This is a genomic window from Amycolatopsis sp. NBRC 101858 (assembly GCF_030269325.1).
GTDB lineage: Bacteria > Actinomycetota > Actinomycetes > Mycobacteriales > Pseudonocardiaceae > Amycolatopsis > Amycolatopsis ponsaeliensis.
The window spans coordinates 949,928-974,516 of sequence record NZ_BSTD01000005.1; the positions used below are offsets into that span (position 1 = coordinate 949,928).

18 protein-coding genes and 1 other RNA gene are annotated in these 24,589 nt (G+C 72.2%); 13 read left to right on the forward strand and 6 right to left on the reverse strand.

Annotated features, from left to right (window positions below):
* Positions 1-114: 114 nt before the first annotated feature.
* Positions 115-1,857: a hypothetical protein gene (locus QSK39_RS38790; RefSeq protein WP_285482779.1), complete on the forward strand. Its 1,743-nt coding sequence runs from the start codon at positions 115-117 to the stop codon at positions 1,855-1,857.
* A 36-nt stretch (positions 1,858-1,893) separates the two neighbouring features.
* On the opposite strand, the gene QSK39_RS38795 is transcribed toward QSK39_RS38790, so the two are convergent.
* The 6 genes from QSK39_RS38795 to QSK39_RS38820 all read right to left on the reverse strand — a co-directional run bounded on the left by QSK39_RS38795 (position 1,894) and on the right by QSK39_RS38820 (position 8,859).
* Positions 1,894-2,277, reverse strand: coding sequence for a contact-dependent growth inhibition system immunity protein (locus QSK39_RS38795; RefSeq protein ID WP_285482780.1), 384 nt, complete (start codon positions 2,275-2,277; stop codon positions 1,894-1,896).
* An 18-nt stretch (positions 2,278-2,295) separates the two neighbouring features.
* The gene (locus tag QSK39_RS38800; protein WP_285482781.1) at positions 2,296-3,537 is read right to left on the reverse strand and encodes an SLC13 family permease; all 1,242 of its coding nucleotides are present in this window, start codon (positions 3,535-3,537) and stop codon (positions 2,296-2,298) included.
* Between the two features lie 96 nt (positions 3,538-3,633).
* Positions 3,634-4,746: a dimethylsulfone monooxygenase SfnG gene (gene sfnG / locus QSK39_RS38805; protein ID WP_285482782.1), complete on the reverse strand. Its 1,113-nt coding sequence runs from the start codon at positions 4,744-4,746 to the stop codon at positions 3,634-3,636.
* Between the two features lie 57 nt (positions 4,747-4,803).
* Positions 4,804-7,584: an AAA family ATPase gene (locus QSK39_RS38810; protein WP_285482783.1), complete on the reverse strand. Its 2,781-nt coding sequence runs from the start codon at positions 7,582-7,584 to the stop codon at positions 4,804-4,806.
* A gap of 31 nt (positions 7,585-7,615) precedes the next feature.
* Positions 7,616-8,284 carry a zf-HC2 domain-containing protein gene (locus QSK39_RS38815; RefSeq protein ID WP_285482784.1) on the reverse strand — a complete coding sequence of 223 codons (669 nt, stop codon included), beginning with the start codon at positions 8,282-8,284 and terminating at the stop codon, positions 7,616-7,618.
* Positions 8,281-8,859: a sigma-70 family RNA polymerase sigma factor gene (locus QSK39_RS38820; protein ID WP_285482785.1), complete on the reverse strand. Its 579-nt coding sequence runs from the start codon at positions 8,857-8,859 to the stop codon at positions 8,281-8,283. The genes QSK39_RS38815 and QSK39_RS38820 overlap by 4 nt, the downstream gene beginning before the upstream one ends.
* Before the next feature lie 237 nt (positions 8,860-9,096).
* On the opposite strand from QSK39_RS38820, the gene QSK39_RS38825 reads away from it, so the two are divergent.
* The 12 genes from QSK39_RS38825 to QSK39_RS38880 all read left to right on the forward strand — a co-directional run bounded on the left by QSK39_RS38825 (position 9,097) and on the right by QSK39_RS38880 (position 24,571).
* The gene (locus QSK39_RS38825) at positions 9,097-9,774 is read left to right on the forward strand and encodes a DUF4142 domain-containing protein (protein ID WP_285482786.1); all 678 of its coding nucleotides are present in this window, start codon (positions 9,097-9,099) and stop codon (positions 9,772-9,774) included.
* An 8-nt stretch (positions 9,775-9,782) separates the two neighbouring features.
* Positions 9,783-10,589 (forward strand): ferredoxin, encoded by an 807-nt coding sequence (locus tag QSK39_RS38830; RefSeq protein ID WP_285482787.1) that lies wholly within the window; start codon positions 9,783-9,785, stop codon positions 10,587-10,589.
* Positions 10,586-11,836 carry an NAD(P)/FAD-dependent oxidoreductase gene (locus tag QSK39_RS38835; RefSeq protein WP_285482788.1) on the forward strand — a complete coding sequence of 417 codons (1,251 nt, stop codon included), beginning with the start codon at positions 10,586-10,588 and terminating at the stop codon, positions 11,834-11,836. The genes QSK39_RS38830 and QSK39_RS38835 overlap by 4 nt, the downstream gene beginning before the upstream one ends.
* Positions 11,837-11,856: 20 nt before the next feature.
* An RNA gene (rnpB, locus tag QSK39_RS38840) (RNase P RNA component class A) lies at positions 11,857-12,252 on the forward strand.
* A 203-nt stretch (positions 12,253-12,455) separates the two neighbouring features.
* Entirely contained in the window at positions 12,456-13,313 is an 858-nt protein-coding gene (locus QSK39_RS38845; protein ID WP_285482789.1) for an SCO6745 family protein, read from the forward strand.
* 453 nt (positions 13,314-13,766) lie between these two features.
* Positions 13,767-14,033, forward strand: a complete 267-nt coding sequence (locus QSK39_RS38850) for a hypothetical protein (RefSeq protein ID WP_004562703.1) — start codon at positions 13,767-13,769, stop codon at positions 14,031-14,033.
* A 13-nt stretch (positions 14,034-14,046) separates the two neighbouring features.
* A complete protein-coding gene (locus tag QSK39_RS38855) occupies positions 14,047-14,580 on the forward strand; it encodes a hypothetical protein (protein WP_285482790.1) in 534 nt (177 codons plus the stop codon).
* A gap of 3 nt (positions 14,581-14,583) precedes the next feature.
* Positions 14,584-17,553, forward strand: a complete 2,970-nt coding sequence (locus QSK39_RS38860; RefSeq protein WP_285482791.1) for an ATP-binding protein — start codon at positions 14,584-14,586, stop codon at positions 17,551-17,553.
* A 106-nt stretch (positions 17,554-17,659) separates the two neighbouring features.
* The gene (locus QSK39_RS38865) at positions 17,660-19,741 is read left to right on the forward strand and encodes a magnesium transporter (protein WP_285482792.1); all 2,082 of its coding nucleotides are present in this window, start codon (positions 17,660-17,662) and stop codon (positions 19,739-19,741) included.
* 3 nt (positions 19,742-19,744) lie between these two features.
* Positions 19,745-20,344, forward strand: a complete 600-nt coding sequence (locus QSK39_RS38870) for a hypothetical protein (RefSeq protein WP_285482793.1) — start codon at positions 19,745-19,747, stop codon at positions 20,342-20,344.
* Positions 20,345-20,361: 17 nt separating this feature from the next.
* Positions 20,362-21,348 carry a C40 family peptidase gene (locus QSK39_RS38875; protein ID WP_502873349.1) on the forward strand — a complete coding sequence of 329 codons (987 nt, stop codon included), beginning with the start codon at positions 20,362-20,364 and terminating at the stop codon, positions 21,346-21,348.
* Between the two features lie 97 nt (positions 21,349-21,445).
* Positions 21,446-24,571 carry a hypothetical protein gene (locus QSK39_RS38880; RefSeq protein WP_285482795.1) on the forward strand — a complete coding sequence of 1,042 codons (3,126 nt, stop codon included), beginning with the start codon at positions 21,446-21,448 and terminating at the stop codon, positions 24,569-24,571.
* Positions 24,572-24,589: the final 18 nt, after the last annotated feature.

Below are 24,589 nucleotides of genomic sequence, written 5' to 3' on the forward strand. Positions count from 1 at the left end.
AGTGTCTCGACCGCGACGCCGCGGTGGCGGGCCCGGCCTCGGGCGCGCTTCATGGGGCGCCAGCTCGTGCGTATCCCACCGGCAGAGGCCTGCGGGCGGAACAGTGACGAGGAAATGACGGCTAGCGCACTCACCGAGACATCGCCCAGCGACCTGCCCGAGGAGCCCACGACCGCGACGACCACGCGGGGCTGGGGCGCTCGGCTGGCGCCGGTGCTGGCCGTGCTCGCCGGCGTCGCGGCGGTCGGCGTCCACGCCCTGCGCTACGGCCACTGGATCGTCGACGACGCCGCCATCACGTTCTCCTACGCCCGCAGCTTCGCCGACGGCCTCGGCCCGGTGCTGCAGCCGGGCGCCCCTCCGGTCGAGGGCTTCTCCGACCCGACGTGGATGGTGCTGCTCGGCGTCGGCAAGCTCGTCGGCCTCTTCGACCACGGCCAGCTCTTCGGCCTGCCCGACTACGTGCTCTTCCCGAAGCTGCTGGGCCTGCTGTTCACCGGCGGCATCCTGACGGCGTGCTACATCGCCGCGAAGCAGATCTTCACGCGCTTCGCCTGGCTGGTCACGTTGGTCGCCGGCCTGACGCTGGCGACGATCCCGTCGTTCGTCATCTGGGTCGTGTCCGGCCTGGAGAACTCGCTGTTCGCGTTCGTGGTCGTCACGCTGGCAGTCACGCTGTTCGTCTCGGTCAAGCGCGACAAGCTGCTGACGCCGAAGGTCGCGCTCTGGGCGGGCGTCATGGTCGCGTTCGCCGCGCTGACCCGCCCGGAAGGGCTCATTTACGCGGGCGCGTACCCGCTGGCGGCGCTGTTCCTGCTGCGCGGCGGCCTGTTCTGGAAGAGCTTCCGCCTGGCGCTGCTGTCGGTGGCGGCGTTCGCGGTGCCGTTCGGCGCGTACGTCGTGTGGCGGCACTCGGAGTTCGGGCGCCTGCTGGCCAACCCGTCGGTGGCCAAGCAGCAGGGTCTCCCCGGTTTCGACGCCTTGAAGCGGCCGTTCGAGCTGGCCGGCTACGCGGGCTGGGCGGGTGTCGTCCTGCTGGCGCTGGTGATCGCGTTCGCGCTGGTCAAGGCGCCGTGGCGGCGGCCGCTGATCGCGCTGCTGGTGCCGCTGGGGCTGGGGATCGTCGCGTACGGCGTGATGGTCGCCGACTGGATGTACCAGCACCGGTTCGCCAGCCCGATCTGGCCGCTGGCGGTCATCGCGGGCACGCTGTCGGCGGGCGAGCTGCTCAAGCACCGCCGCGCGCTGCTGCGGATCGGCATCGTCGTGGTGCTGGTGGGGGCGTTCGTCCCGTCGGCGATCGGGTTCGCGCAGGCCGCGGACAAGTTCGCGAAGAACCCGAACATCACGGCGTGCCTGGTCGCGGACCGCTTCGGCCGCGGGTTCAACACGTACGCGGACATCCTGGGCATCCAGAAGGCGTCGCTGCTGCTGCCGGACCTCGGCGGTTCGTCGATGACGAGCCGGCTCGAGCTGGTGGACATGGCGGGCCTGGTCAACAAGCCGATCGCCGACCTGGTCCACGACAACGACCTGGCGGGCCTGCGCAACTACGTGTTCGACACGGTGAAGCCGACGTTCATCCACTCGTGGGGCCCGTGGGCCGCGGGCAACGGGATCGCGCTGGACCCGCGCCTGGACCGCGACTACGTGCTGATCTACAGCTCACCGATCGAGGGCCTGCGCAACGGCGACTGGGTCCGCAAGGACGCGGTGACGGACCCGGCCAAGCTGAAGGCGGCCCAGGACTACGCGGCGAAGACGATCCCGGCAGTGGCAGCGGACCGTTTCGGCGGCCCCCTGGACGACTGCGGCGCGACGATGAAGCCGGGCCAGACACTCACGATGCCGAACTGAGGCAGGTCGTTTGCCCGCTCGACTCGGGCAGCGGGTTCAGGCAGTGCCGGCACGGAAGGCGGCGATCTGCCGCGCAACGGGCCCGTGGGAGCCGAGCCGTTCGGCAGCAGCCGCCACGCTCGTTGCCCGGCGAAGCCGGTCGGGGTGCCGGCGCCAGTGCTCCGGCGGGATCTTCAGCAGGGCGACCAGCAGGTCACCCGGGTAGTAGTCGCCCTCGGCGAGCGGCTCTCGCTCGAGCCGGCTGAGCGTCAGTGGGACGAGCAGTTCGATGCCCACTCGCTGGAGCAGCAGGAGCCGGAGGTCTTCGACGTCCAGGTCGCCGATCGGCTTGCGCCGCAGGTGGTGAGCCGTCTCGATCAGCCGGGTCGCGTCAGTCGGCGGCGCGCCCCAGGGGCGACCCTCGAGCTGGTCGAGGCTCATCGACGGATCGATCACGGCTCACGTCACCAAGCCCAGGCTCAGCCACAACGCCCCGGTCGCCGCCACCAGGCACAGGGGCGTTGTGATCGCCCCGAGCAGATGGAACGTCTTCGCCGACGGGTGCTCCGGCAGCGTCCGGCGCCACAGCAGCGTCGCCAGTGAACCCAGGTAGCTCGCGTTCGGGCCGATGTTGACCCCCAGCAGCACCGCCAGCAACACCCCCGGTGCCGGGTGGGGGCCCAGGACCGACAGCAGGATCAGCGTCGCCGGGAGGTTGTTCACCAGGTTGGCCAGCAGGGCCGCCACCCCCGCCGCCAGCAGCAGGTCCACCAGGCCCGTCGAAGACGGCAACACCGAGCGGAGCACGCCGCCGAGCAGGTGCTCCGAGACCGCCTCGACCACCACCGCCAGGCCCAGCACGAACAGGCACAGCTGCGGCGCCGCCTCCGTCACCAGCTGCCACGGCCGGATCTTGCCCGAAGCCAGCGCCCGGGTGCCGAGGATCAGGGCGGCCAGCGCCGCGATCCACACCGGCTCGACGTGGCCGAGCGGGCCCAGCGCGAACCCGGCCAGCGTCAGGCCCAGGACGACCAGCGCGAACGTCGGCGTCTCCAGGTGCCGGTCCGGTTCGGCCGTCGAGCGCGGGCGCAGGTCGGCGGCGAAGAACCGCAGGAACACCAGCAGCTCGATGGCGATGGTGACCAGCCACGGCAACGCCATCGCCGCCGTGAACCCGGCGAACGTCAGCCCCGACGCGCCGAACGCCAGCAGGTTCGTCAGGTTCGACACCGGCAGCAGCGTCGACGCCGAGTTCGCCAGGTGCGCGCACGCGTAGACGTGCGGCCGGGCCGGCAGGCGCAGGCTGGTCGCCGTCGCCAGGACCACCGGGGTGAGCAGGACGACCGTCGCGTCCAGGCTGAGGACCGCGGTCACCCCGGCCGCCGCGGCGAAGGTGAGCACCAGCAGCCGCCGCGGCTTGCCGTGACAGGCCTCCGCCAGGCGGTTGCCGAGCCAGGTGAAGACGCCGTCCACACTGGCCAAAAAGGACACCAGGAGGATCGCGGCCAGAAAGCCCAAAGTCGGCAGGATCTCGACGGCCCGGTCAGCGGCCGCTCCCGGCCGCACGAGCCCCAGCAGGAGCGCGACGCCGGCCGCCGGCACCGCGGCGACCGCTTCGGGCCAGCCCCGCGGCCGCACGATCGCGAAGACCAGCACGGCGGCCAGCAGTGCGAGGCTTCCCGCCCCGGCCCAGAAGTTCACCGCCTCACGCTAATCGACGCCGGGCCCACCGGTTTTGTCGGTGCCCTCGGGTAGCGTGGAAAACGGGGGGGGGGGGCGCCCCCGCGGGCCCGGGGGTCAGACTCCGAGCGGCTCCGGGGTGGCGGCACCCCGCGCCAGGTCCTGCTCCTTCGCCCGGATCACCGGCAGCACGTGCTTGCCGAAGTGCTCGACGTCCTCCAGGTAGTGCAGGAACCCGAGCAGCAACAGCGAAGCCCCGCGCTTCTTGTACTCGATCGCCCGGTCGGCGATCTGCTCCGGCGTGCCGATCAGCTTCGTGCGGAAGCCGTCGTTGTACTGCACCAGATCCTCGAACTCCGAGTCGGCCCACATGCCCCTCGCGTCCGAAGTGGACTTACCGGCCTGCGCCACGGCCGAGCGGAACCCCTCCACCGCCTCGACGTTCGCCTTCGCGACGATCTCCTGCAAGACCGCGCGGGCCTCGCTCTCCGACTCGCGGGCGATGACGAACCCGTTCAGTCCGAATCGGACGGTCCGCGCGTTTTCCGAAGCGTAGCCGCGAACCTCCGAAACCTGCTCGCTGAAGCCGTCGAAGTCCTTGCCGTTGCTGAAGTACCAGTCCGACACCCGGCCCGCGAGCTTGCGCGCCGCCGTCGAGTTGCCGCCCTGGAAGATCTCCGGGTGCGGGGCCGCCACCGGCTTCGGCTTGATGTCGAAGTCGTGGATGCGGTAGAAGTCGCCGCGGAACTCGGCGTGGTCGTTCGTCCACAGCTCGCGCAGCACGCGGATGAACTCCTCGGACCGGCGGTACCGCTCGTCGTGCTCCAGCCACGGCTCGCCGAGGCCGGTGAACTCGCCCTTGAACCACCCGCTCACCACGTTGACGGCCGCGCGCCCGCCGGAAATCACGTCGGCGCTGGCGATGAACTTCGCCAGCACGCCGGGGTGCCACAGTCCGGGGTGGACGGCCGCGATCACCTTGAGGCGCTGCGTCGCGAGCAGCAGCGCCAGGCTGAACCCGGTGGACTCGTGCTGGTACGAGGCGCCGTAGCTGGCCGTGTAGCGCACTTGCGAAAGTGCGTACTCGAACCCGCTGTTCTCGGCCAGGACGGCGAGGTCCCGGTTGTACTCGTAGCCCCAGTCCGTCCGCTGTTCGATGTCGGACGTGACGAGACCACCGCTCACGTTCGGGACCCAGTAGGCGAATTTCAACGGCTCTTCGAGCGACATGGCCCGAGTAGAGCAACGACGCCGGAGCCGGTCAACGCGCGTCCACGCGGTGGGAACTCACCCGCCGCGCTGGGACTTCGCCAGTGCGCCACCGAGTTCCGCGCGGCCGGGGATGCCGAGCTTGCGGTACGCGCCGGACAGGTGCAGTTCCACCGTCCGCCGCGTGAGGTGCAGCGCGGTCGCGATCTCGCGGTTCGTCAGGCCCTGCGCGGCCATGACGGCGATCCGGTTTTCCTGCCGCGTCAAGCCGTGTTCGTTGTCCTTGGCCGGCGTCAGCGCCCGCCGCGCCGAACGCAGCTCCTCCGCCGCGCGCCGGGCGAGCGGACGCGCACCGCAGTGCTCGCTCAGCTCCACCGCCTGCCGCAGCGTCTCGATGGCCTTCTCGGACTGACCGTGCCGCGCCTGCAGCGTGCCGAGCTCGGTCAGCGCCGTCGCCAGCTGCAGGCGGGCGGGGGACGAGCGCAGCGTCGTGATCGCCTTGTTCAGCGCCCGCTCGGCTTCGTCGTCCTCGCGGACGAGCCCGAGCGTCGTCAGCGCCGTGCCCAGCGGCCGCGCCGCGCCCCAGCGCGTCGAGGCGGTCATGTCCTCTTCGGCCAGGCGGGCCGCGTCGTCGGCCTGGCCCAGCGCCAGCGCGGCCCGCGCCGCGTGCGCGCGCCACGGCACGAACCCCGGGAACCGCATGCCGTGGTGCGCGAGCCGGCGCCCGCAGCTGAGCAGGTCCTCGAACCCGAAGCGGGTGTACCCGGTGGCGACGCGCAGGCGGCCGCGCGCGTACAGGAGGTAGGTGTGGGTGAACAGGCCCTGGCTGGCGACGAAGTCCATCCGGTCCAGCAACGACGTCGCCGCCTCGAACCGGCCCAGGTCCACCCAGCATTCGACGAGCTTCGCCGCGCACAGCACGCCGACCGGGCACGTCGTCGTCCCACCGCGCTCGTCGAAGCGGCGCAGCAGCGACTCGAAGTGGACGCTCGCCCGCTGCAGGTCACCACTGGCCTGCAGCGCGATCCCGCGGGCCAGCGTCGGCAGCGCGCCGTGCGGTACGTGCACGTCCCACGGCTCGCGCTCGACGTCGAGGACGCGGCACAGCCGGTCGACGTGCGCCGGCTCGTCCGCCAGCACCGCGGTGGCCAGGGTGAAGAAGTAGTGCTGCTCGAACAGCTCGCCGTCGTCGCCGGTCATCGCGTCGGCGAAGTGCGCGACCGCGTCCGGTGAGGACGCACCGCTGCGGACCGCGTCGAGCGCCAGCAGCGCCGACCGGCTGCGCTGCGCCGCCGGGTCGGTCAGCGGCGCCCACTGCTCCTCGAAGTCGCGGAACTCCGGCGGCGGGCCGAGCCGGCTGCCGGCCTCGGCCAGGTAGGTCATGCACAGCAGCGGCCACACGGCGTCCGGGCCGCCCGCGTCGAGCCGCGCCGCGATCTGGCCGGCCGCGCTGATCGCGAGCCGCGCGTCCTGGCCGCCGCAGAGCGACAGCAGCATCGCCGACGCGATGAACGCGGCCGTGTCGCGGTTGCCGACGGTGTCGACGGCCTCGCGCACCCGCTGCGCCGCGGCGGGCGGGTCGAGCTGGAACTCCGCGTGGGCCAGCTGCAGCAGCACGGCCACCCGGCGCCCCGACGTCAGCCGCTCCTCCAAGGCCCGCCGCAGGTAGCGCGCGCCCAGGTCGGGACGGCCGGAGAACACGGCGTTGCGCGCGCTCAGCCGCAGGACGTCCACGCCCCACGGGATCCGGATCGACGTCGCTTCGAGCAGGTGCGCGGCAACGCGCTCGGCCGCCGCGCCGGTCTCGGACAGCAGCTTCGCCGCCCGCGCGTGGTTGACCGCCCGCGTGGTCTGCGGCATGTCCTTGAGCACGGAGTTGCGGACGAAGGGCAGGGTCAGCGTCGGGCGGCTGCTGTTGTGCAGCAGGTGCAGCCGGACCATCGTGTCGATCGCCTGCAGCGCGTCGAGCTCGTCCACCCCGGCGAGCTGGGCCAGCAGGTCGAAGCCCGCGTCCTCGCCGAGGATCGCGGCCGCGTGCAGGATCGCCGGCGCGTCCGGGAACTCCTGCATCCGCGTGTGGAGCACCTGGCCGATCAGCGACGAGCCGAGCTCGTGCGGGTCCGCGCCGGGCAGCAGCCGCGGCCGCAGCGCGTTCAGCAGGTACGGGTTGCCGCCGGTTGCCTCGCGGCAGGCGGTGGCGAGCTCGCCCGGGGCGAGGCCCAGGATCTCCGCCGCGGCGGCGTCGCCGAGGCCGTTGAGGGTGATCGTCGCGGGCGTGCAGCCCGCCATCTCCAGCAACGCCACCTCGCGGTGCGGCGGATGGCCGGTCAGGGAGGTGAGTATGATCAACACCGGCAGGTCGAGCACGCGGTGCCGGATGTAGGCGAGGCACCGCATCGACCAGGCGTCGGCGAGGTGCACGTTGTCGATGCCGAGGAACAGCGGGCCCCGCTCGGTCGCGTCGCGGACGAGGCGGAAGAAGTGCTCGAGCGCTTCGCTCTCGCCGGCCGGGCCGCACTGCTCGGCGAAGCTCGGGCGGGGAGCGCCCGGCTCGTCGAGCGCGTCGGCCAGCTGGCGGGCGAGCCCGCCGGGCAGGTGGCTCTCCAGCCGCGACCCGGTGGCGACCGCGACGGTGAAGCCGGCGTCCGCGGCGAGCGCGGCGGCGGTGTGGAGCGTGGCGCTCTTGCCCATGCCGAACTCGCCGACCAGCACCGCGCTCGCGGCCGTGCCGTCCAGCGCGACGGGGAACAGGCTGGTCAGGCGGCTGAGCTCGGGCTCGCGGCCGGGGAGCCGCGGGGCGGGGCGCTTCGGTACCGAAGCCCCGCTGACGGGATGCTCGGAATTTACTTCGGTATCCACCGTAAGGACTTTCATGTTGGGTTGGGGCAGACTACTGGAAACCGGCTGACCACGGGAGATCCCGCAGGTCACGGCCGGTACCGGCCACAACCTGAGCAGGGGAGACGATGGACGCAGCGGATGCGAACCAGGTCCTCGCGACGGCCGGCCGGGCCGAGTGGACGAGCGCCACGCCCAGCAGGAGCGCGCCGACGGCCATCCCCCGCCGGCGCGAGAACACGCAGGGCTTCCGGCGCCGGGCCGCCCCATCGCTGGGCGGCGGGTAGCCCGGGCCGGCGGCGCCGGACCGCTGCCGGGCGGAGCCACCGGGTGCCGGGTCGTCGGCAGCGGGAGAACCGCCGAGGGGCGGGGAGCCGGCACCGGCGGAGCCGCGGAAGGTGAGCGAACCGTGGTCGGCGGAGTCACCGGCGGCCGAGCCGCGGACGGCTAGCGAATCGCGGTCGGAGCCACCGGAGGCCGGGGAACCGGCCGAGCTACCGGGGCCCGGAGACTCGCCGGAGATCGGCGGATCACCGCCAGGAGAACCGCCGACCGGGAGGTAGCCGAGCCGGGCCGCCTCTGCCAAGGCCTCGGACACCGGGTGGAACCCGGTGAGCAGGTCCCGGCACCGGGGACAGCCGGCCAGGTGCGTTTCGAACTCTTCCGCATCGTCGAGGACGCCGAGTTCGTAGGCCGCGGCATCGCGGTGCTCCGACCTCATCGCACCGCCATTTCGCCGAGTGCCTTCCGCAATTGCCGCATCGCCGTGTACAACCGCGATTTGACGGTTCCCTCGGGAATTCCCAGAATTGTCGCCGCCTGCCGGACGGTGTTTCCGGCGAGGTATGTCTCGGTGATGACGGACTGATATTTCTCGTCCAGTTCCGACAAAGCCCGGCTAATCGTTAGTGCGGCTAACGAACTGTCCGCGCGATCGGTGGACTCGGCGTTTTCCGGAATCTCCAGAGCGACCTCCTGCGGCCGTACCTTGCGGTTTCGCCAGCCGTCGATGACGATCCGGCGAGCCACCGTGAGCAGCCAGCCGCGCAGCATCCCGGGCTCGCGTTCGAGTGTCCCGGAGTGCTGCCACGCGCGGATCATGGTCTCCTGCACGACGTCTTCGGTCCACTGCCGGTCATGGTTCGTCAGGGCCAGGACCTGCGAAAACAGGGTGGCGCGGAAGTTCTTGTACAGCAGTGGGACGAGGTCGTCCGCCGTGTCGGGGCGCGCTTGCACCGCCGTGGCGGACGAGCCGTGGCCGACGGGGCCGTGACATTCTCTGCCCAGTGCTTCCATAAAGCTCGCAACCTCACCTGACTGGCGGACCGTGGGGCCATCGGAGCGTAGCGCAAAATCACTTAATAGGCCATATGCATTAGTTTTCGTGCCCCATTAGCCGCGACGCACGAACTGGCCGGTTCAAATTGTGTCTTGTGATGTACGTCACAGTCACTAAAAGGTGACGGAGAGAACCGGTGAACGCCGTTCTTCCGTAACCCCTGATGAGACGTACTTCGCGAAGGGACAACGGGGATGCCGTTCCGATTCGTGGCCTTGTTCGCCGCCACGACCGCGCTCGTGCTCGGCTGTGCCCTGCCCGCTTCCGCCGGCGAACTGCAGCAGACCGACCGCACCTTGCTGGCGCGCCTGAAGCAGCACACGCTGTGGGCCACCCCGGCGAGCCGGCTCGCCGCCGACCGCGCCACCAACCGGCGCGTGGGCGCGGTCGCCGTCCGCATCGCCGACGACCAGGCCCGCCTCGACGTCGCCCTGCGCGCGGTCGCCGACCGGCTCGCCGTCACCCTCCCCACCGCACCCACCGAGCAGGAGCGCGGGTGGGCGGCGGAGATCACCGAGTCGTCCAAGGAGTCCGGGGACGCGTTCGACCGCACCTACGTCAACCGCCTGCGCGCCGAGTACGGCTCCCTCTTCGCCCTCGCCTCCGACGTCCGCGCCGGCACCCGCGACGACGACGTCCGCGCGTTCGCCCAGACCGCCGTCGACACCTCGCTCGGCCACCTGACGCTCCTCGAGAGCACCGGGCTCGCCGAGACCACGTCGCTGCTCGTCTCCGCCACCGAGGACGACACCCTCGGCGGCGGGGACCTCGCCCTCGGGGCCGTTTTCGTGGCGTTCGCCGCCGTCGCCACGTTCGGCCTGCTCCGCCTGCTCGGAACCCCCGGCAGGACCCAGCCGCGCACCCGGAGGTAAGCCCGCCCATGTCCCCGTCCGCCGCGCTGCTCCCGGTGTCCCCGCACGACACCGGGATCGCCGAGGCCGCCGCGCTCTCCGGCCGCCTCACCTACCTCTGCATGTGCCTGACGCTGTGCTGGGGCGTGCTGGCCGCCACCGGCTGGGTCCGCCGGTTCAGCGGCCAGGACGCGCTGCGCACCGGCCACGTCCTGCTCGCCGCGTTCACCCTCGCCACCGGCACCGTGCACGGCCTGACGTTCCTCTTCCTCGAGGACGACCCGTTCGGCGCCGCCGACCTGCTGCTCCCGTTCTACGACGGCACCCCGCGCCACGCGCTCGGCATCGCGGGCCTCGAGCTCGTCATCGCCGTGTCGGTCACTGCGGGCCTGCGCCGCGGCGCGCGCGAAGGCCGGTGGCTGCGCTTCCACCAGCTCGGCTACCTCGCCATCGGGCTGCTTGCCGTGCACGCCTGGCTCGGCGCCGTCTCGAGCGGGCACCTGGCGGTCGTCTGGCTCGCCGGGATCACGCTGCTCGTGCCGCCGGTGATCCTCGCGACCCTGCGGGTGCTGCCGGTGTCGGCCCTCGTCCGCGCCGGGCTGATCGAACCCCCGCCCGACGAACCCGACGTCACCTCGCTGCGCGTCGACGTCGACAGCCACCGCTGCCACTCCTACGGCGTCTGCCAGTCCGAGGCGCCCGGGGTCTTCCAGCTCGGCCACGACGGGCAGCTGGAGTACGAGGCACGTCCCGGAGCCGGGGAAACGCCGAACGTCCGCGCGGCCGCGCGCGCCTGTCCCATGCGAGCCATCCACCTGTTGGGAGCCACTTCGTGAGCGAACGCATCGTCATCGCCGGAGCCGGTCTCGCCGGCCTGCGGGCCGCCGAACGGCTGCGCGAGCTCGGGTTCGACGGCGAGGTCGTCGTCCTCGGCGCCGAGCCCGACATCGCCTACCACCGCCCGGCGCTGTCGAAGAGCCTGCTGACCGGCGCGGTCAGCCGGGCCCAGACCCTGCTCGCCGATCCCCTCGAGGTCGACGCCGAGTGGTACTTCGACACCCCGGTCACCGCGCTGTCCCCGAACCGGCAGGTCGTCCACCTCGACGGCGAAGAGCTCCGCTACGACGGCCTGATCATCGCCACCGGCGTCGAACCCCGCCGGATGCCCGGCGCGCCGCACGGCCACCCGCGGGTCGTCGTCGTCCGGACCCTGTCCGACACCACGGCGCTGCAGCGCGCGCTCGCCACCGACTCCGGCCCGGTCGCCGTCATCGGTGACGGCTTCATCGGCTGCGAAGTCGCTTCGAGCCTGCGCGAGATGGACCGCGACGTCATCCTCATCGGACGGTCGCGAGCCTTGCTGGCCGACGTCCTCGGCCCCGACATCGGCGACTGGCTCACGGCACTGCACGCGGCCCGCGGCGTCCGGCTGGAGCTGGGGACCACCATCCGGCGGTGGCACCCGGGGACCACGTCGGTCGGGCTGGAGTTCGCCGACGGCCGGGCCGTCGACGTCGCCTGCGTCGTGGTCGCCGTCGGGAGCGTGCCCGCGGTGTCGTGGCTGCGCGGCGCGAAGCTGCCCCTCGACGACGGTGTCGTCTGCGGGCCGACCTGCCACGTCGTGGGCTCGGACACGATCGTCGCGGCCGGCGACGTCGCCCGCTGGCCCAACCTGCGCTACGACGGCACCCCGCGGCGCGACGAGCACTGGCTCAACGCGGTCGAGATGAGCCGGGCGGCGGCGGAGAACCTGCTGGCCGGGCCGGCCGGCTCCCCGGCGTACACGCCGGTGCCGCGGTACTGGTCCGAGCAGCACGGCGTCCGGATCCAGGTGGCAGGCCGGCCCATGCTCGGGACCGACACGGTCCTGCTGGAGTCGCCGGTGGCCGGGACCCGGCCGATCACGGGCTCCGTGCGCGACGGCAGGCTTGTCGGGCTCATCGGCCTCGACAGCCCGGCCGCGGTGCTGCACTGGACGGCCGAGCTGGCCCGCCAGCGCCCGGCGCCGTCGATCGTGCCGCCCCAGCGGCCGCCGGAACCCGAGCGCCCCCGCCACCACAGCCGGGCGGTGGCCGGGTACTGAGCTACGATCTGCTCCGCGGACGAGCTGGCAGGGCGGTCGCGGGCCGGGGCGACCCGGTCCGAGGAAAGTCCGGACTCCACAGGGCAGGGTGGTTGCTAACGGCAACCCGGGGTGACCCGCGGGAAAGTGCCACAGAAAACAGACCGCCACGGCTCGCGAGGGCCGGGGTAAGGGTGAAACGGTGGTGTAAGAGACCACCAGCGTCCCGGGTGACCGGGACGGCTGGGTAAACCCCACCCGGAGCAAGGCCAAGAGGGAGCGCGAGCTCCTGCGCAGGCGTTCGAGGACGGCCCGTCCGAGCCTGCGGGTAGGCCGCTGGAGCCTGCCGGCGACGGCAGGCCGAGATGGATGGCCGCCGCCCGGCGAGCCGCAAGGCGACCCGGGAACAGGATCCGGCTTACATGCCGGCTCGTCCGCCTCCAGCCCGCGTACCCAGAGGGTCGGCTCGCGTACTCAGCCGGTCGGGTCGCGTACCCGGACAGTCGGTTCACGAGCCGACCCTCCAGGTACGCGAGCCGACTCCCCAGGTACGCGAGCCGACTCCCCAGGTACGCGAGCCGACCCTCCAGGTACGTCGAAGGCGGTTCCGCCGGTGGTTACTCGGTAGTAGGGTGCCGCTATGGCGGGTGACGAGAAGCGGTTCAAGTCGGCCTTCGATTCCCTTCACGCTCTGGCGTACTTCGCGCCCGAAGTGGACGAAGCTCTGACCGGCATCGGGCTGCGACCGGGGCGGATGCCCTACTTCGCCGGCCGCTCGGCCGCGATGGGCGCGGTCGGGCCCGAGGTCGTCGCCGCCACCTTCTACAACTTCAACGCCGAGGTCGTCGCCCGCGTGATTCCGCGCGCCTGGACCCTCGCGACGCCGGAGCAGGTCCTCGAAGCCCGGCTCGCCGGCGTCGACAAGGCCCTGACCCGGCTCCTCGGCGAAGGCGAGCTCAAGAGCGACCAAGTCGTCGAGGCCGCCGAACTCGCCCGCGAGGCCACCGCCGGGTGCACCGCCGAAGGCCGTCCCCTCTACGCCGCGCACGCCGGGCTGGCCTGGCCCGAGCCGCCGCACCTCGCGCTCTGGCACGCCATCACGCTGCTGCGCGAGCACCGCGGCGACGGCCACATCGCCGCCCTCGTCCTCAACGGCCTGAGCGGCGTCGAAGCCCTCGTCACCCACGTGGCCACCGGCCACGGGTTCACCGTCGACGCGGCCAAGCTGACCCGCGGCTGGAGCGACGAGCAGTGGACCGCCGCCGAGCGGGGCCTGCGCGACCGCGGGATCCTCGACGGCGAAGGCGCGCTCACCGGCGAAGGCGTCGCTGTGCGTGACCGCGTCGAGACGGCCACCGAAGCCGCCGCGCAGGCGCCGTGGAACCACCTCGGGCCGGAGAAGCTGGCCCGGCTGGAAGAGCTCGGCCGGGACCTCACGCGCCGGGTGGTTGCCGCCGGTGCGTTCCCGAAGGGCGTTTTCGCCCAGAGCCGCGCCTGAGGACCAAGATCACGCTATGTAGTGAAAATCGTGTGAGGTTCTGAGCGCCGTGTGACGGACCGCGCGGACGGTCAAGATCGACATGTGCGCCGACCGGCCGGAGCACCGTTACAGAGCGGACTCGCGAGACGGGGCCGTTCGGGTCATGTCACACTGTCTCAGGCCGCACAACGGCCACGGTGCAAGTACCCACAGTGAGCAAATCCCGGGCAATGGGGTGAGTTCGTCAGCACACTGAGAAGTATGGGTGCCCGGGCTTTAACCCGAGGGCCCTTGCCGCGATGATGGTGGGCGTGGAGTTTTCGTGTGCCGTGCGCGCCACACCGGTTGACAAGCCAGCCGTCATCTACGCAGCGCGCTTTGACCACTACCCCTCGTAGCCGCCATGATGTTGTTCGAAGCACCGCCTGAGCCAGAACCGCGCGGCCCCCACCGCGCACCGGGAGTATCGCGATGATGACCTTGACCACCCTCGACACGCTGGCCGCCGGCGAGCTGGGCACGGGAAACGTGCGCCAGTGGCTGCTCGACAACGTCATCCCCCTGGTGCTGCTGGCCGTTGCCCTCCTGCTTCTGTGGCTGGGCGGCGGCAAGGGCGACAACGCCGGTGTCATGCGGCGGCTCGCCGGCGTGGTCATCGCGCTCGCCATCATCGGTCTCGCGGTCAGCGGCGCGGGCGTGAACGTGGGCCAGTGGATCGCCGGCCTGTTCACCGGCTGAGGGGCGGGCCCGCGTGCGCATCAGGACAGATGACGAGGTCTACCGGGTCGACGCCGTGTGGCTCGGCCCGCCGAAAGCGACTTTTCCCTGGAGAGCCCGCTACGTCGCGTGGCTCATCGGCATCCCGGCGTTCTTCGTCGTCCTGGGCGTCGAACGCTGGGCGGGGTGGAGTTTCGGGTTCTTCTCGACGGCGTGGGCGTTCATCGCCACCATCGTGATCACCCGGCTGCTCACGGCCAAGATCAGCCACGAGCGCCCGCTGGGTGCCGTGGTCTCGATGGCCGGGCGCGAGCTCAACACCCCCCGCGAGGTGACCACGGGCACCGGCGGCGCCGTCAGCGCCAGCCGCGTCCGGGTACGGGCCGAGCGCCCGCTGCCGAAGCATCGCCGGAAGCGGCAGTACCAGCACCACGGCGGGCCGCCGGGTGCTGCGGCCACCCATGCCCCCACCGCCGCCTCAACGGAAGCGCTACGCGCCGCGGTGTCTGTCAGAGGAACCCCACGAGCGCGCCGGAGCCGCGGCAACGCGGCTCGGGCCGGGAGGTAGTCGTTGTTCGGTCGCGGCGGTAGCCGAGGAAAACGGGGACGGGACGCACACTCGGGCGCGTGGCAGCCGCCCGAGCAGGTCCGCGCGGCGCGGAACGGCTCGGGCGGTGGCAACGGCCGTCGCCTGACCGGCGAGCAGGCGATCCCCGCGTACACCCCGTCGATCGCGGTGAGAAGCATCGACGGGCACCTGGTCCGCACGGGCGTCGAGGTCTACGCCTGGTACCGGCTGGCGCCGCAGCGCTGGTCGTTCCGCTCGGACTCGCAGCGGCGCGACCTCGTCGCGGCCATCGCCGGCCAGTACGCCGAGCTGCAGGGCCGCTGGCTGCACCTGCGCGTGACCAACCGGCCGTACCCGATCCGGATGTGGGCCGAGGCGCACGTCTACAACGCCCACGGCCGCCCCGGCGACGTCCCGGGCGCCCTGTCGTTCGACGACTACCTGATCGGCGAGCAGCAGCAGCTCATGGGCCGCTCGATGGCCGAAAAAGAGGTCTACCTCGGCGTCCAGGTGCAGACCCGGCGGATGGTCGACCGCGCGGTCGAACGCGCCGCGCCGGTGCTGCGCAAGATCCTGCCCGAGGCCGTCGACGCCGAGCTGACCGCGCTGGACTCCGAGGTCGAGCACCTCGACCAGGTCATCGGCAGCGCCGGGCTGGAAGGCCGTCCGGTGCACGCCGAGGAGATGTCCTGGCTGATGCACCGCTCCTGCTCGCTGGGCCTGCCCGCGCCGCGGAACATGCCCGCCGTGCCGGGCGCGGCCTGGGAGCCCGAGGACCTGGCCAGCTTCACCGACGCCGCCGACTACTACGCCGACCCGTACGCCCCGACCGTGACCGTCCGCGGCCGCACCGGCTCCAACGCCGGCGTCTCGCGGCACCTGGCGATCTTGACGGTGGGGCAGATGCACGGCCTGCAGATCCCCGAGGTCGACGACCCGTGGATCCAGCACGCCGACCGGCTGCCCGCCGCCGTCGAGGTGTCCGCGCGCATCTACGTCCGGCGCCCCGAGGAAGTCGCGGGCGAGCTGCAGCGGCAGATGAACAAGGTGCGCTCGCAGGTCAAGCACTACACCGACGAGCACGAGCTGGAGCCGCCGCAGTCGCTCAACCGGCAGGCCGGGCGCGTGCTGGAGATCGACGACGAGATGACGTCGGGCTTCACCGCGCTCGCCACCCGCGTGCGCTCGTGGTGGCGGCTGGCGGTGTCCGGCCCGACCGAGCGCGACGCGCTGCGCCTGGCCCAGCAGCTGCTCGACCTCTACAAGCCGAAGATCGCCATCGAGCACCCCGAGGCCCAGTACGCGATGGCCCGGGAGTTCATCCCGGGCGAGCCGCTGGCCTCGGCGGCGTACATGCGCCGCGGGTCGGTGGTCTGGGCGTCCTCGGCGGTCCCGACGGCGACCGCGGAGGTCGGCGACCGCCGCGGCATCCTGCTCGGCGAGACGTGCACGGCGACCCGGCGCCCGGTGGCGTGGGACCCGTGGATGGCCCAGGAGATCCGTGACGGCTCGGGCCTGACCGCGATGGTCGCCGGCCTGGGTGGCGGCAAGTCGTTCCTCGGCGGCGGCATCGTCTACAAGACGCTGCGCGCGGGGGCGAACTGGACGATCCTCGACCCGTCCGGCCCGCTGTCGCGGCTGTGCGACCTGCCGGAGCTGCGCCCGTACGCGCGCCCGATCAACCTGCTCAACGCCCAGCCCGGGATCCTGAACCCGTACCGGGTGGTCGCCGAGCCGCTGATCGAGCACTTCATGGACGAGGACGACCCGGAGCGCTCCTGGCGCCGCGAGAAGGCCCTGGCGGGCGCGACCCGGCGCCGGCTGGTCCTGGACGTCCTCACGGGTGTCCTGCCGTACGAGGTCTCGCGCATGGCGCAGACCCGGATCGTGCTGCTGCGTGCGGTCCGCACGGTCGGCGGCCGGTTCGACGCGGACCCCGGCCAGGTAATCGATGCGCTCCGGCGCGATTCGAGCGAGCACCACGAGCACGCGGGCGTCGTCGCCGACTTCCTCGACGAGATGCGCGAGCGGATGGCGCTGCTCATCCCGGAGTCGGACGCGGACCCGTATTCGGAGACCCGCGACGACCGCCTGACGGTGCTGACGATGGCCGGCCTGACCCTGCCGAAGGACGGCGTCCCCCGCGAGTACTGGACGGACGCGGAGTCCCTCGGCGTCGAGATGCTGAACCTGGCGGCGTGGCTGACCCAGCGGTCGGTGTACGAGAAGCCCAAGGAGATGCGCAAGGGCGTCTGGATCGACGAGGCGTTCTTCCTGTCCGAGGTCCCGACGGGGCGCGTGCTGATGAACCGCTTCGCGCGTGACTCGCGCAAGTGGAACGTCCGCGTGCTGCTGTCGTCCCAGATCCCGGCGGACTTCCTGAAGATCCAGGGTTTCGTGGCCCTGCTGGACTCGGTGTTCGTCGGCCGTCTCGACGACGACGACGCCCAGGCGGACGCGCTGCGGCTGTTGAAGGTGCCGGTCGGGGTCGGGTACGAGCAGGTGGTGGCCGCACTGGGCCGCCGCCCGGGCGCGCAGCAGCGCGGCCTGGAGCGCGACGTGGAGCCCCGCCAATTCATCTTCGGCGACGGCGCGGGCGGGGTCGAGCGCATCCGCGTCGACTTCTCGGGCCCGCACTTGGACCACCTGCGCGCGGTCATGGACACGACACCGGGCTCGAAGGACGCGGCATCCCCGCCCCGCCGCCCGGGCAACGAGCTGGCCCTCCCGCACACGGAGGAGAAGAAGCCGTTCGTGGCATCCCCGCCGGAGGACGACATCGAGCTGGAGCAGGACTTCGAGCTGGCGGCGGAGCTGGAGGTCGGGTTGGCCGACGAGAACCTCCTCGGAGCCCCGGACCCGTTGGCGTCCGAAACGGGCGAGGTGGAGGGCGGCGTCTCCCCGAACGGCAACGGCGGGCAGCAGCACGCTCGCACGGGCGGAAAGGGCGGCACCGGCCGGGACGCCGCATGAGCGCCGCCCGGACCCGAAGTAGCCGCACCGCCCCCGGCTGCGAGGGGCGGGCCTGCCGTCCCCCGCGGACGGTCGCATCCACGCGGGCGACCGCGGAGGGTGCCGCATGAACACCCTGCTGACGTTGGCGGTGCTGCTGACGCTGGCCGCCGCATGGCACGCGCTGAAGCGCCGCATCAAGGAAGGCCCGAAGGCACGCCGCGTCCCGAGCCGCAAGGCGACGATGTTCGCCGTCATGCTGGTGCTCGGCCTGCAGGCCATCGCCACGGCTCCCGCGGCGAGCGCGGCGGCCTGCGGTGAGGCGCCGAACCCGGAGCGTCCGGGCGCGGGCATGGTCGGCGCGATCGATCCGCCGGAGGGCCACGGCGAACCGAACAGCGCCTACATCGACTACGGCTACGCGGGCATGGTCTGGAACACCTTCGAGACCGACTGCTCGGGGATCAACCTCACCCCGGCGGGGTCCACTTTGGACAGCTGGGGCGGCAACCAGCTGTTCAACCTGGGCAAGAACATCGTCGGTGCCACCAACTCGCTGCACTACACGGTGCTCGAGGGCGGTCTGCTGAACCCGATCTACGCCGCGGTGAAGTCGGGTGCCGAGAAGGTCTACAACAACATCTACGCCCAGTTGTTCGGGCTGGTCGCGCTGATCCTGTCGATCATGATGTTCCGCAACATCTGGCGAGGTGACCTGGCCGCGGTCAGCAAACGGGCGCTCTACGCGCTGGCCGGGATCTGGCTGGCCGCGTCGTCGCTGGCGATGCTGCGGTACTTCGACCCGATCGACAAAGCGATCGTCCAGACCACCACGAACATCCAGGCGGGCTTCGTCGACGAGAGCGGCGACCGGATCGTCCGCGACATCCTGCCCACCCAGCTCCACACGCAGATCGTCTACAACAACTGGCTGCGCGGGGAGTTCGGCACGCCCACGGCACCGCAGGCCGAGCAGTACGGCAAGCCACTGCTCGACGCCCAGGCGTTCACCCGCAACCAGCTGGTGAACGGCGACGACGGCAACCAGTCCGTCATCGACGGCAAGAAGAACGCCTACAAGGACATCTCCACCAAGCTCGGCCCCGCGACCGGCTACTTCACCGGCGAGGCCGGCGGCCGCACCGGCGCCGGCTTCCTCTCGCTCGGCCAAGCCCTCGTCTACTCGCTCTTCCAGCTCCTCGCCAAGGCGAGTGTCCTGCTCGCCCAGGTCCTGATCCGCCTCTTCGCGCTCACCGCGCCGCTGATCGGGCTCGTCGCCCTGCTGCACCCGGAGATCCTGCGCCGCGTGCTCAAGGTCGCCGGCGGGGTGGCCTTCAACCTCGTCGTGCTCTCGGTGCTCGCCGGGGTGCACGCGCTGCTGCTGCAGGCCATCTTCGACGCCGGGAACTCGCTGAACATGCTCACGCAGATGGTCCTCGCCGGGCTCATCACCGTGCTGCTGTTCATGGTCGGCCGCCCGGTCCGGCGGCTGTGGCAGATGGTCGAGATGTCGGTCAGCATGGTCGGCGCCGCCGTGCCGTCGCCCGGGGGCGGGATCTTCTCCCGCTTCAAGCGCAACCGCACCGGCCCGACACCGCAGGACGAGTTCTGGCAGAACGTGCGCGACACCGACGACGTCGTCGACGGCGAGCAGCGCGGTCCGCTCGGGGCGACCCACGGTGGTGGCCGGTTCCGGCCGGAAGCCACGATCTTCGCCAACGCCCAGCGGCTCGACAACACCTCGGGTGCGGGCCGCCCGGCCGCCGCCTGGTCCGGCGCCTGGCCGGGGGCCATCAACGGGGGTCCGGCGGGCGCGCTGCCCGCGGGCGGACGTCCCGGCTCCCCGGTGTACGGCCAGTACAACCCGGCCGGCGGTGACCCCGGCGACTACGTCGTCGTCGGCGCGGGCGGCCGTCCGACGCTCCGGCGTGAGGAAAGCCGGCGTGTCGACACCTCGCCGGTCGCCGATCGCCGCTGGACCGACGAGCCCGAGCCCGTCGTCGTGCCGTCCGACCTGCGCACGCCCGAGTCCGGCTTCAGCGACTACACGCCGCAGGACGTGCCGCGGACGCCGGGCGTGCGGGCGCAGCCGCGGCGCGTCGACCCCGAAGTCGTCGCCGGCAAGCCGGTCTTCGTGCTGTACCGGCCGTCGCGGGGCATCGAAGTGCGCGAAGAACCGCGGGACACCGACCAAGTCATGGGGCGGTGACCGATGCCGATCCGCACCAACCGCGGCCGCACCGCGGTCTACCGGCGCCTGTGGGGCTGGCCGCTGCGCTCGCCCCGCCACCTGATGGGGACGCTGATCTTCCTGGCGATCCTCGTCACCGCGCTCGGCATCGTGCTGCCGAAGGTGGTCGGCAAACCGCAGGCCAAGGCGTCACCCCCGGCCGGGACGACCACGTCCGTCACCGCGACCCCGCCGGGTGTCGCGGCGCCGGTCCCGACGTCGAACCTGCCGACGCGGCTGTCCGCGCCGCTGGCCACCCCGACGACGGCGGCGCCCAACGGGGACGCCGTCCGCGTCGCCAAGGAGTGGGCCGCGGCCTGGGTCGACCACCCGGCCGGGATCACCTCCGAACAGTGGCTGGCCAAGCTGAAACCCTTCACCACCGAGGAGTACCTGCCGGTGATGGCGTCGGTCGACCCGGCGAACGTCCCGGCGACGAAGGTCACCGGTGAGCCGGTCGTCGGCACGTCCTACACCAGCTCGGTGCAGCTGACGATCCCGACCGACGGGCCCAAGCTGGCCATCACGGTCGTCAACACCAACGCGGGCTGGCGCGTCGCCGACTACGACCAGGCGAGCTGACCGTGCGGCGGCTGGGGTTGTGGCTGGGGCTGGTCGTGTTCGTCGCGATCGGTGCCCTGGTCGTCACCGCCGTCGCCGCCAAGGTCGTCATCGACAACCAGCAGGCGCAGGCCCGAGGCGTTTCGCTGATGAGCTGCGACGCCTCGGTCGGGCCGACCCAGCCGGGCGAGGGCGACCGCGGCACGGTCGACGCGTCGAAGCTGGACGACGAGCAGAAGGGGACCGTCGCGCTGATCATCACGATCGGCAAGCAGCGGTCGCTGGCGCCGCGCGCGTGGCAGGTCGCGATCCAGGCCGGGATGACCGAGTCCGGGCTGCACAACCTCACCTACGGTGACCGCGACTCCCTCGGCATCTTCCAGATGCGCCCGTCGATGGGCTGGGGCACGGTGGCGCAGGTCACCGACCCGACGTACGAGGTCAACAAGTTCTACGACGTGCTGCTCGCGGTCCCGGACTGGGAAAACCGGCGCCCGGGCGAGGCCGCGCAGGCCGTCGAGCGCTCGGGCTTCCCGGATCGCTACCACAAGTGGGAGCCGATGGCGGCGACGCTGGTGCAGAACGTCGGCCAGGTCGTCGACGTCGTCGCCTGCGGCACCGGCATGGGGCAGCTGCTGCCGCCGAGCCAGGCCGCCGGCAAGGCGATCAGCTTCGCGCTGGGCGAGCAGGGCAAGCCGTACGTGTGGGGCGCCACGGGCCCGAATTCGTACGATTGTTCCGGTCTGATGTTGCGCGCGTACGAGTCGGCCGGGATCATCCTGCCGCGGGTTTCGCGCGACCAGTACCACGCGGGCGCGCTGCTGCCGGTGCGCGACGCGCAGCCCGGTGACCTGCTGTTCCTCGCCAACGACCCGTCGAACCCGGACACGATCCACCACGTGATGATGTACCTGGGCGACGGCAAGATCGTCGAGGCGCAGCAGACCGGTGTCCCGGTGCACACGCGGCCGTTCTCGTTCGACGAGGCCGAAGTGGTGCCGCAGGCGGTCCGCCCCGGCGTTTAGCATGGGTCTCGAGGGCCTTGACACGAATCGGCCGATTCACCCGACGTCGCGGCGCTTTCCACGAGCAGGTGGCCGCGTACTGGCAGAGGATGAGCACGTGGGACGCAAATTCGGCAAGCGAGGCAAGCCCGGCGCGGGCGAGCCCCAGGACCCGGCGGCGCTGTTCGGCGCGCCCCAGCCGCCCCGGCAGTCGGCTCGCCCCGCGTCCAGCACGCCGCTGTCCGACCAGCTGAGCCAGGGCTACCCGGGTGTCGACGCGGGGTACGTGGTGCTGCCCCGGTCGCTGGCCGAGGGGATGTCGCTGCCGTGGCAGCAGCAGATGGCGGCGTTGCTGGCCCAGTTCCACGCGGAGCACGCGGCGCTGGCGTGGCCGATCTACCGCGTGGTGCCATCGCGCTACGAGAAGCTGGCGGACCTCGACGAGGAGCAGCTCGCGGAGGCGGGCTACCTGGTGGAGATGGACGCGGACGGCGAGATGGTCTACCGCGAGCGGAGTGGCCGGAAGGTCGAGGACCCGGAGAACACGTCGGTCTTGGTGTCGTCGCTGGACCCGATCCCCCGGCCGGCGGCCCGCCCGTCGCCGCCACCGCCGGGGGTCCGGCCGCCAGGGCAGGCACCGGCACCGATGAACATCGGCCCGGCGCCGGTGTGGCGGACGGTGCCCCAGCCACCGCCGGGCAGGCCGGCGCAGGGCGTGAGCCCGACGTGGAGCCGAGGGCGTCCGCAGGGGGAGGACCGCGAGTGGTCGGAGCCGGACTTGCCGGGCCCAGCGAAGCCGGCCCGGCACGCGGCTCCGGAGGCGCCTTCCGGGACTTCTGCCGGGACTCCTTCCGGGGCTTCGGAGGTCGGGGGCGCGCACGCGGCTGTCGAGACCGGTTGGCAGCGACCTGAGCCGTCGGCTGCCCGGCCGGCGGAACCCGAGCCGTCGGCGGCTCGGGCGGTGGAGATGCGTCCGGCTGAGGAGGCGTTCACCCAGGAGCCGGCACTTGAGGCGGAACCGGCTCCGACGGAGCCTGGGAACGCGGTCGAGCCGTCGTATTCAGCGGAACGGATCGAGCCGGACGAGGCCGCGGTGCCGGAGGAACCGGAGCCGCGGGATGGAGCCGAGGCGCCGGCGCCGGCGGACGCCGCCCAGCCTGCGGCGACGGTGGAAGCGGAGCCGCGGGAAGCGGTCCAGCCGAAGGCGGCAGCGCCCGCAACAGTCGAAGACGGGCCGCGGGGCGCGGTTCAGCCTGAAGCGGCTGAATCGGCGCTGGCTGAGGTCGAGCGTGATGCGGTTCAGGCTGAAGCGACTGAACCCGCACCGGTCGAACACGAGCGGCGTGATGCGATTCGGCCTGGTGCGGCGGGGCCTGCATCGGCTGAGCCCCTGCCACTGGATGAGCCCCAGACCGAAGCGACCGAACCGGCGCGGGCTGAGGTCGAGCCGCGTGATGCGGTTCAGGCTGAAGCGACCGAACCCGCGCGGGCCGAACACGAGCCGCGTGATGAGGTTCAGCCTGATGCGGCCGCTCCTACGTCGGCTGAGCCCCTGTCGCTGGATGTGGCCCAGGCCGAATCGGCCGAACCCGCGCCGGTCGAACACGGACACCGGGATGTGGTCCAGCCTGGAGCTGCTGCGCCTGCATCCGCTGAGCCTGCGGAGCGGGATGTAGCTCAGCCGGAGGCAGGTGCGCCGTCGTCGGAGCTTGAGCTGGGGGATATCGCGGAGTCCGAGGCTGCGGCGGTGTCCGCTGCTCAAGCGTCTGAGCAGCCGGTGGAACCCCAGTCCGGTGGCGTGCCTGCGGTCTCGCCGCCGCAGTCGACTTCAGGGCAGCAGGTGCCTGCCGCTGGGCAGCCGGAATCGTCCGCTGTGCCGCAGCCGCAATCGCCCGCCGCCGACGATCAGCCTGCTGCGCCGTCTGCCGCCGCGCAGGCGCCTGGCACACCGACGGTCCAGCAACAGCCGCAGGCCTTGCCGCACCCGCTGACTGCGGCAGAGCCGCAGCCAGCAGGATTGCCGACGCAACAGCCAGCCGCTGCTCAACAAGACCCGACTGCCGGTGTCCAGGCGCCTGGCCAGCCCCAGTCAGCTGGGCAGGAGTCGCCTGGCCAGCCTGAGCGGCCGGAGTTGCCCGAACAGCAGCAATTGCCGTCAGCCCCGCAGCCGCAGGCAGAGCAGCAGCCCACTGCCGCTCCGCAGCCGGCGGGCCAGGAACCTGCCGGTTCGAAGGCCTCGCAGCCGCTGCCTGACGTGCAGCAGGCGCCCGCTCAGCAGCCATCGCCTGCCGTGCAGTCGCCTGCCGGTTCACCGATGTCGGCGCCGCAATCGCCCGTCGTGCAGCCGCCCGGTGGTTCGCAGGCGCCGGGGCCGCAGCAGGTGCCGGCCTCGCAGCAACAGGCGCCGGTTCACCAGCAACCGCCCTCCGGGGCGCAATCGCTGGCTCCGCTGCCACTGGGCCAGCAGCAACCCGCCGGTTCGAAGGCACCGGCCCCGCTGCCGCCGCTGGGCGAGCAGCAACCTTCTGGTTCACAGGCCCCGGCCCCGCAGCAGCCCACTGCAGGTGCGCAGCCACTGGGTGCGCAGCAACCCGCCAGCTCGCAGGCACCGGCCCCGCAGCAGACGCCTGCCGCGCAGCAGCCGTGGTCAGCGACCCCGCAGCCGCCCGCAGAGCAGCCGCAGCCGGCCCCGCAGCCCGCAGCGCAGCCGCAGCCGGCCCAGCAGCCCGCAGCGCAGCAGAAGACTCCGCAACAGTCGCCCGCGGCGCAACCGCAGTCGGCCCAGCCGCCCGCAGCGCATCAGCAGCCGCCGGCAGTACAGCAGCCGACTCCGCAGCAGCCGGTCCAGCACCAAACGCCCGCGGCCCACCAACCCACCCCGCCGCAACCCCCCTGGGCCCCGACCCCCACCCCACCGACCCGCTCCAAGCCGGTCTTCCCGGGCCCGGAGTCGACCCCCCAGCCCTTCCCGGCCCGCCACGCCGCCCCGGCCCGCCCCGTCTTCCCCGGCCCCGGCACCACGCCCCCGGTCCCGCCGACCCCGGGGAACTCGACGCCGCCCGTCTTCCCCGGGCGGGACACCGCCCTCCCGCAACCCTCGCGCCAAGAACCCCCGACCCCGCCCCGGGGCACCCCCCGTGGCTGGTTCGACGAGTTCACCGACCAGCCCGCCGAACCCGACGACAACCAGGACTTCGGCCCCACCGGGCAGCCGACCGAGATCCCCTATCGGTACAAGCGCTGACAACCCGGCTCGCTGGTG

Excerpts from the sequence above, each read along its gene's own strand:
- QSK39_RS38790 (WP_285482779.1), top strand. The coding sequence starts at position 115 with ATGACGGCTAGCGCACTCACCGAGACATCGCCCAGCGACCTGCCCGAG.
- QSK39_RS38795 (WP_285482780.1), bottom strand. The coding sequence starts at position 2,277 with ATGAGCCTCGACCAGCTCGAGGGTCGCCCCTGGGGCGCGCCGCCGACT.
- sfnG (WP_285482782.1), bottom strand. The coding sequence starts at position 4,746 with ATGTCGCTCGAAGAGCCGTTGAAATTCGCCTACTGGGTCCCGAACGTG.
- QSK39_RS38815 (WP_285482784.1), bottom strand. The coding sequence starts at position 8,284 with ATGAGGTCGGAGCACCGCGATGCCGCGGCCTACGAACTCGGCGTCCTC.
- QSK39_RS38820 (WP_285482785.1), bottom strand. The coding sequence starts at position 8,859 with ATGGAAGCACTGGGCAGAGAATGTCACGGCCCCGTCGGCCACGGCTCG.
- QSK39_RS38825 (WP_285482786.1), top strand. The coding sequence starts at position 9,097 with ATGCCGTTCCGATTCGTGGCCTTGTTCGCCGCCACGACCGCGCTCGTG.
- QSK39_RS38830 (WP_285482787.1), top strand. The coding sequence starts at position 9,783 with ATGTCCCCGTCCGCCGCGCTGCTCCCGGTGTCCCCGCACGACACCGGG.
- QSK39_RS38845 (WP_285482789.1), top strand. The coding sequence starts at position 12,456 with ATGGCGGGTGACGAGAAGCGGTTCAAGTCGGCCTTCGATTCCCTTCAC.
- QSK39_RS38850 (WP_004562703.1), top strand. The coding sequence starts at position 13,767 with ATGATGACCTTGACCACCCTCGACACGCTGGCCGCCGGCGAGCTGGGC.
- QSK39_RS38865 (WP_285482792.1), top strand. The coding sequence starts at position 17,660 with ATGAACACCCTGCTGACGTTGGCGGTGCTGCTGACGCTGGCCGCCGCA.
- QSK39_RS38870 (WP_285482793.1), top strand. The coding sequence starts at position 19,745 with ATGCCGATCCGCACCAACCGCGGCCGCACCGCGGTCTACCGGCGCCTG.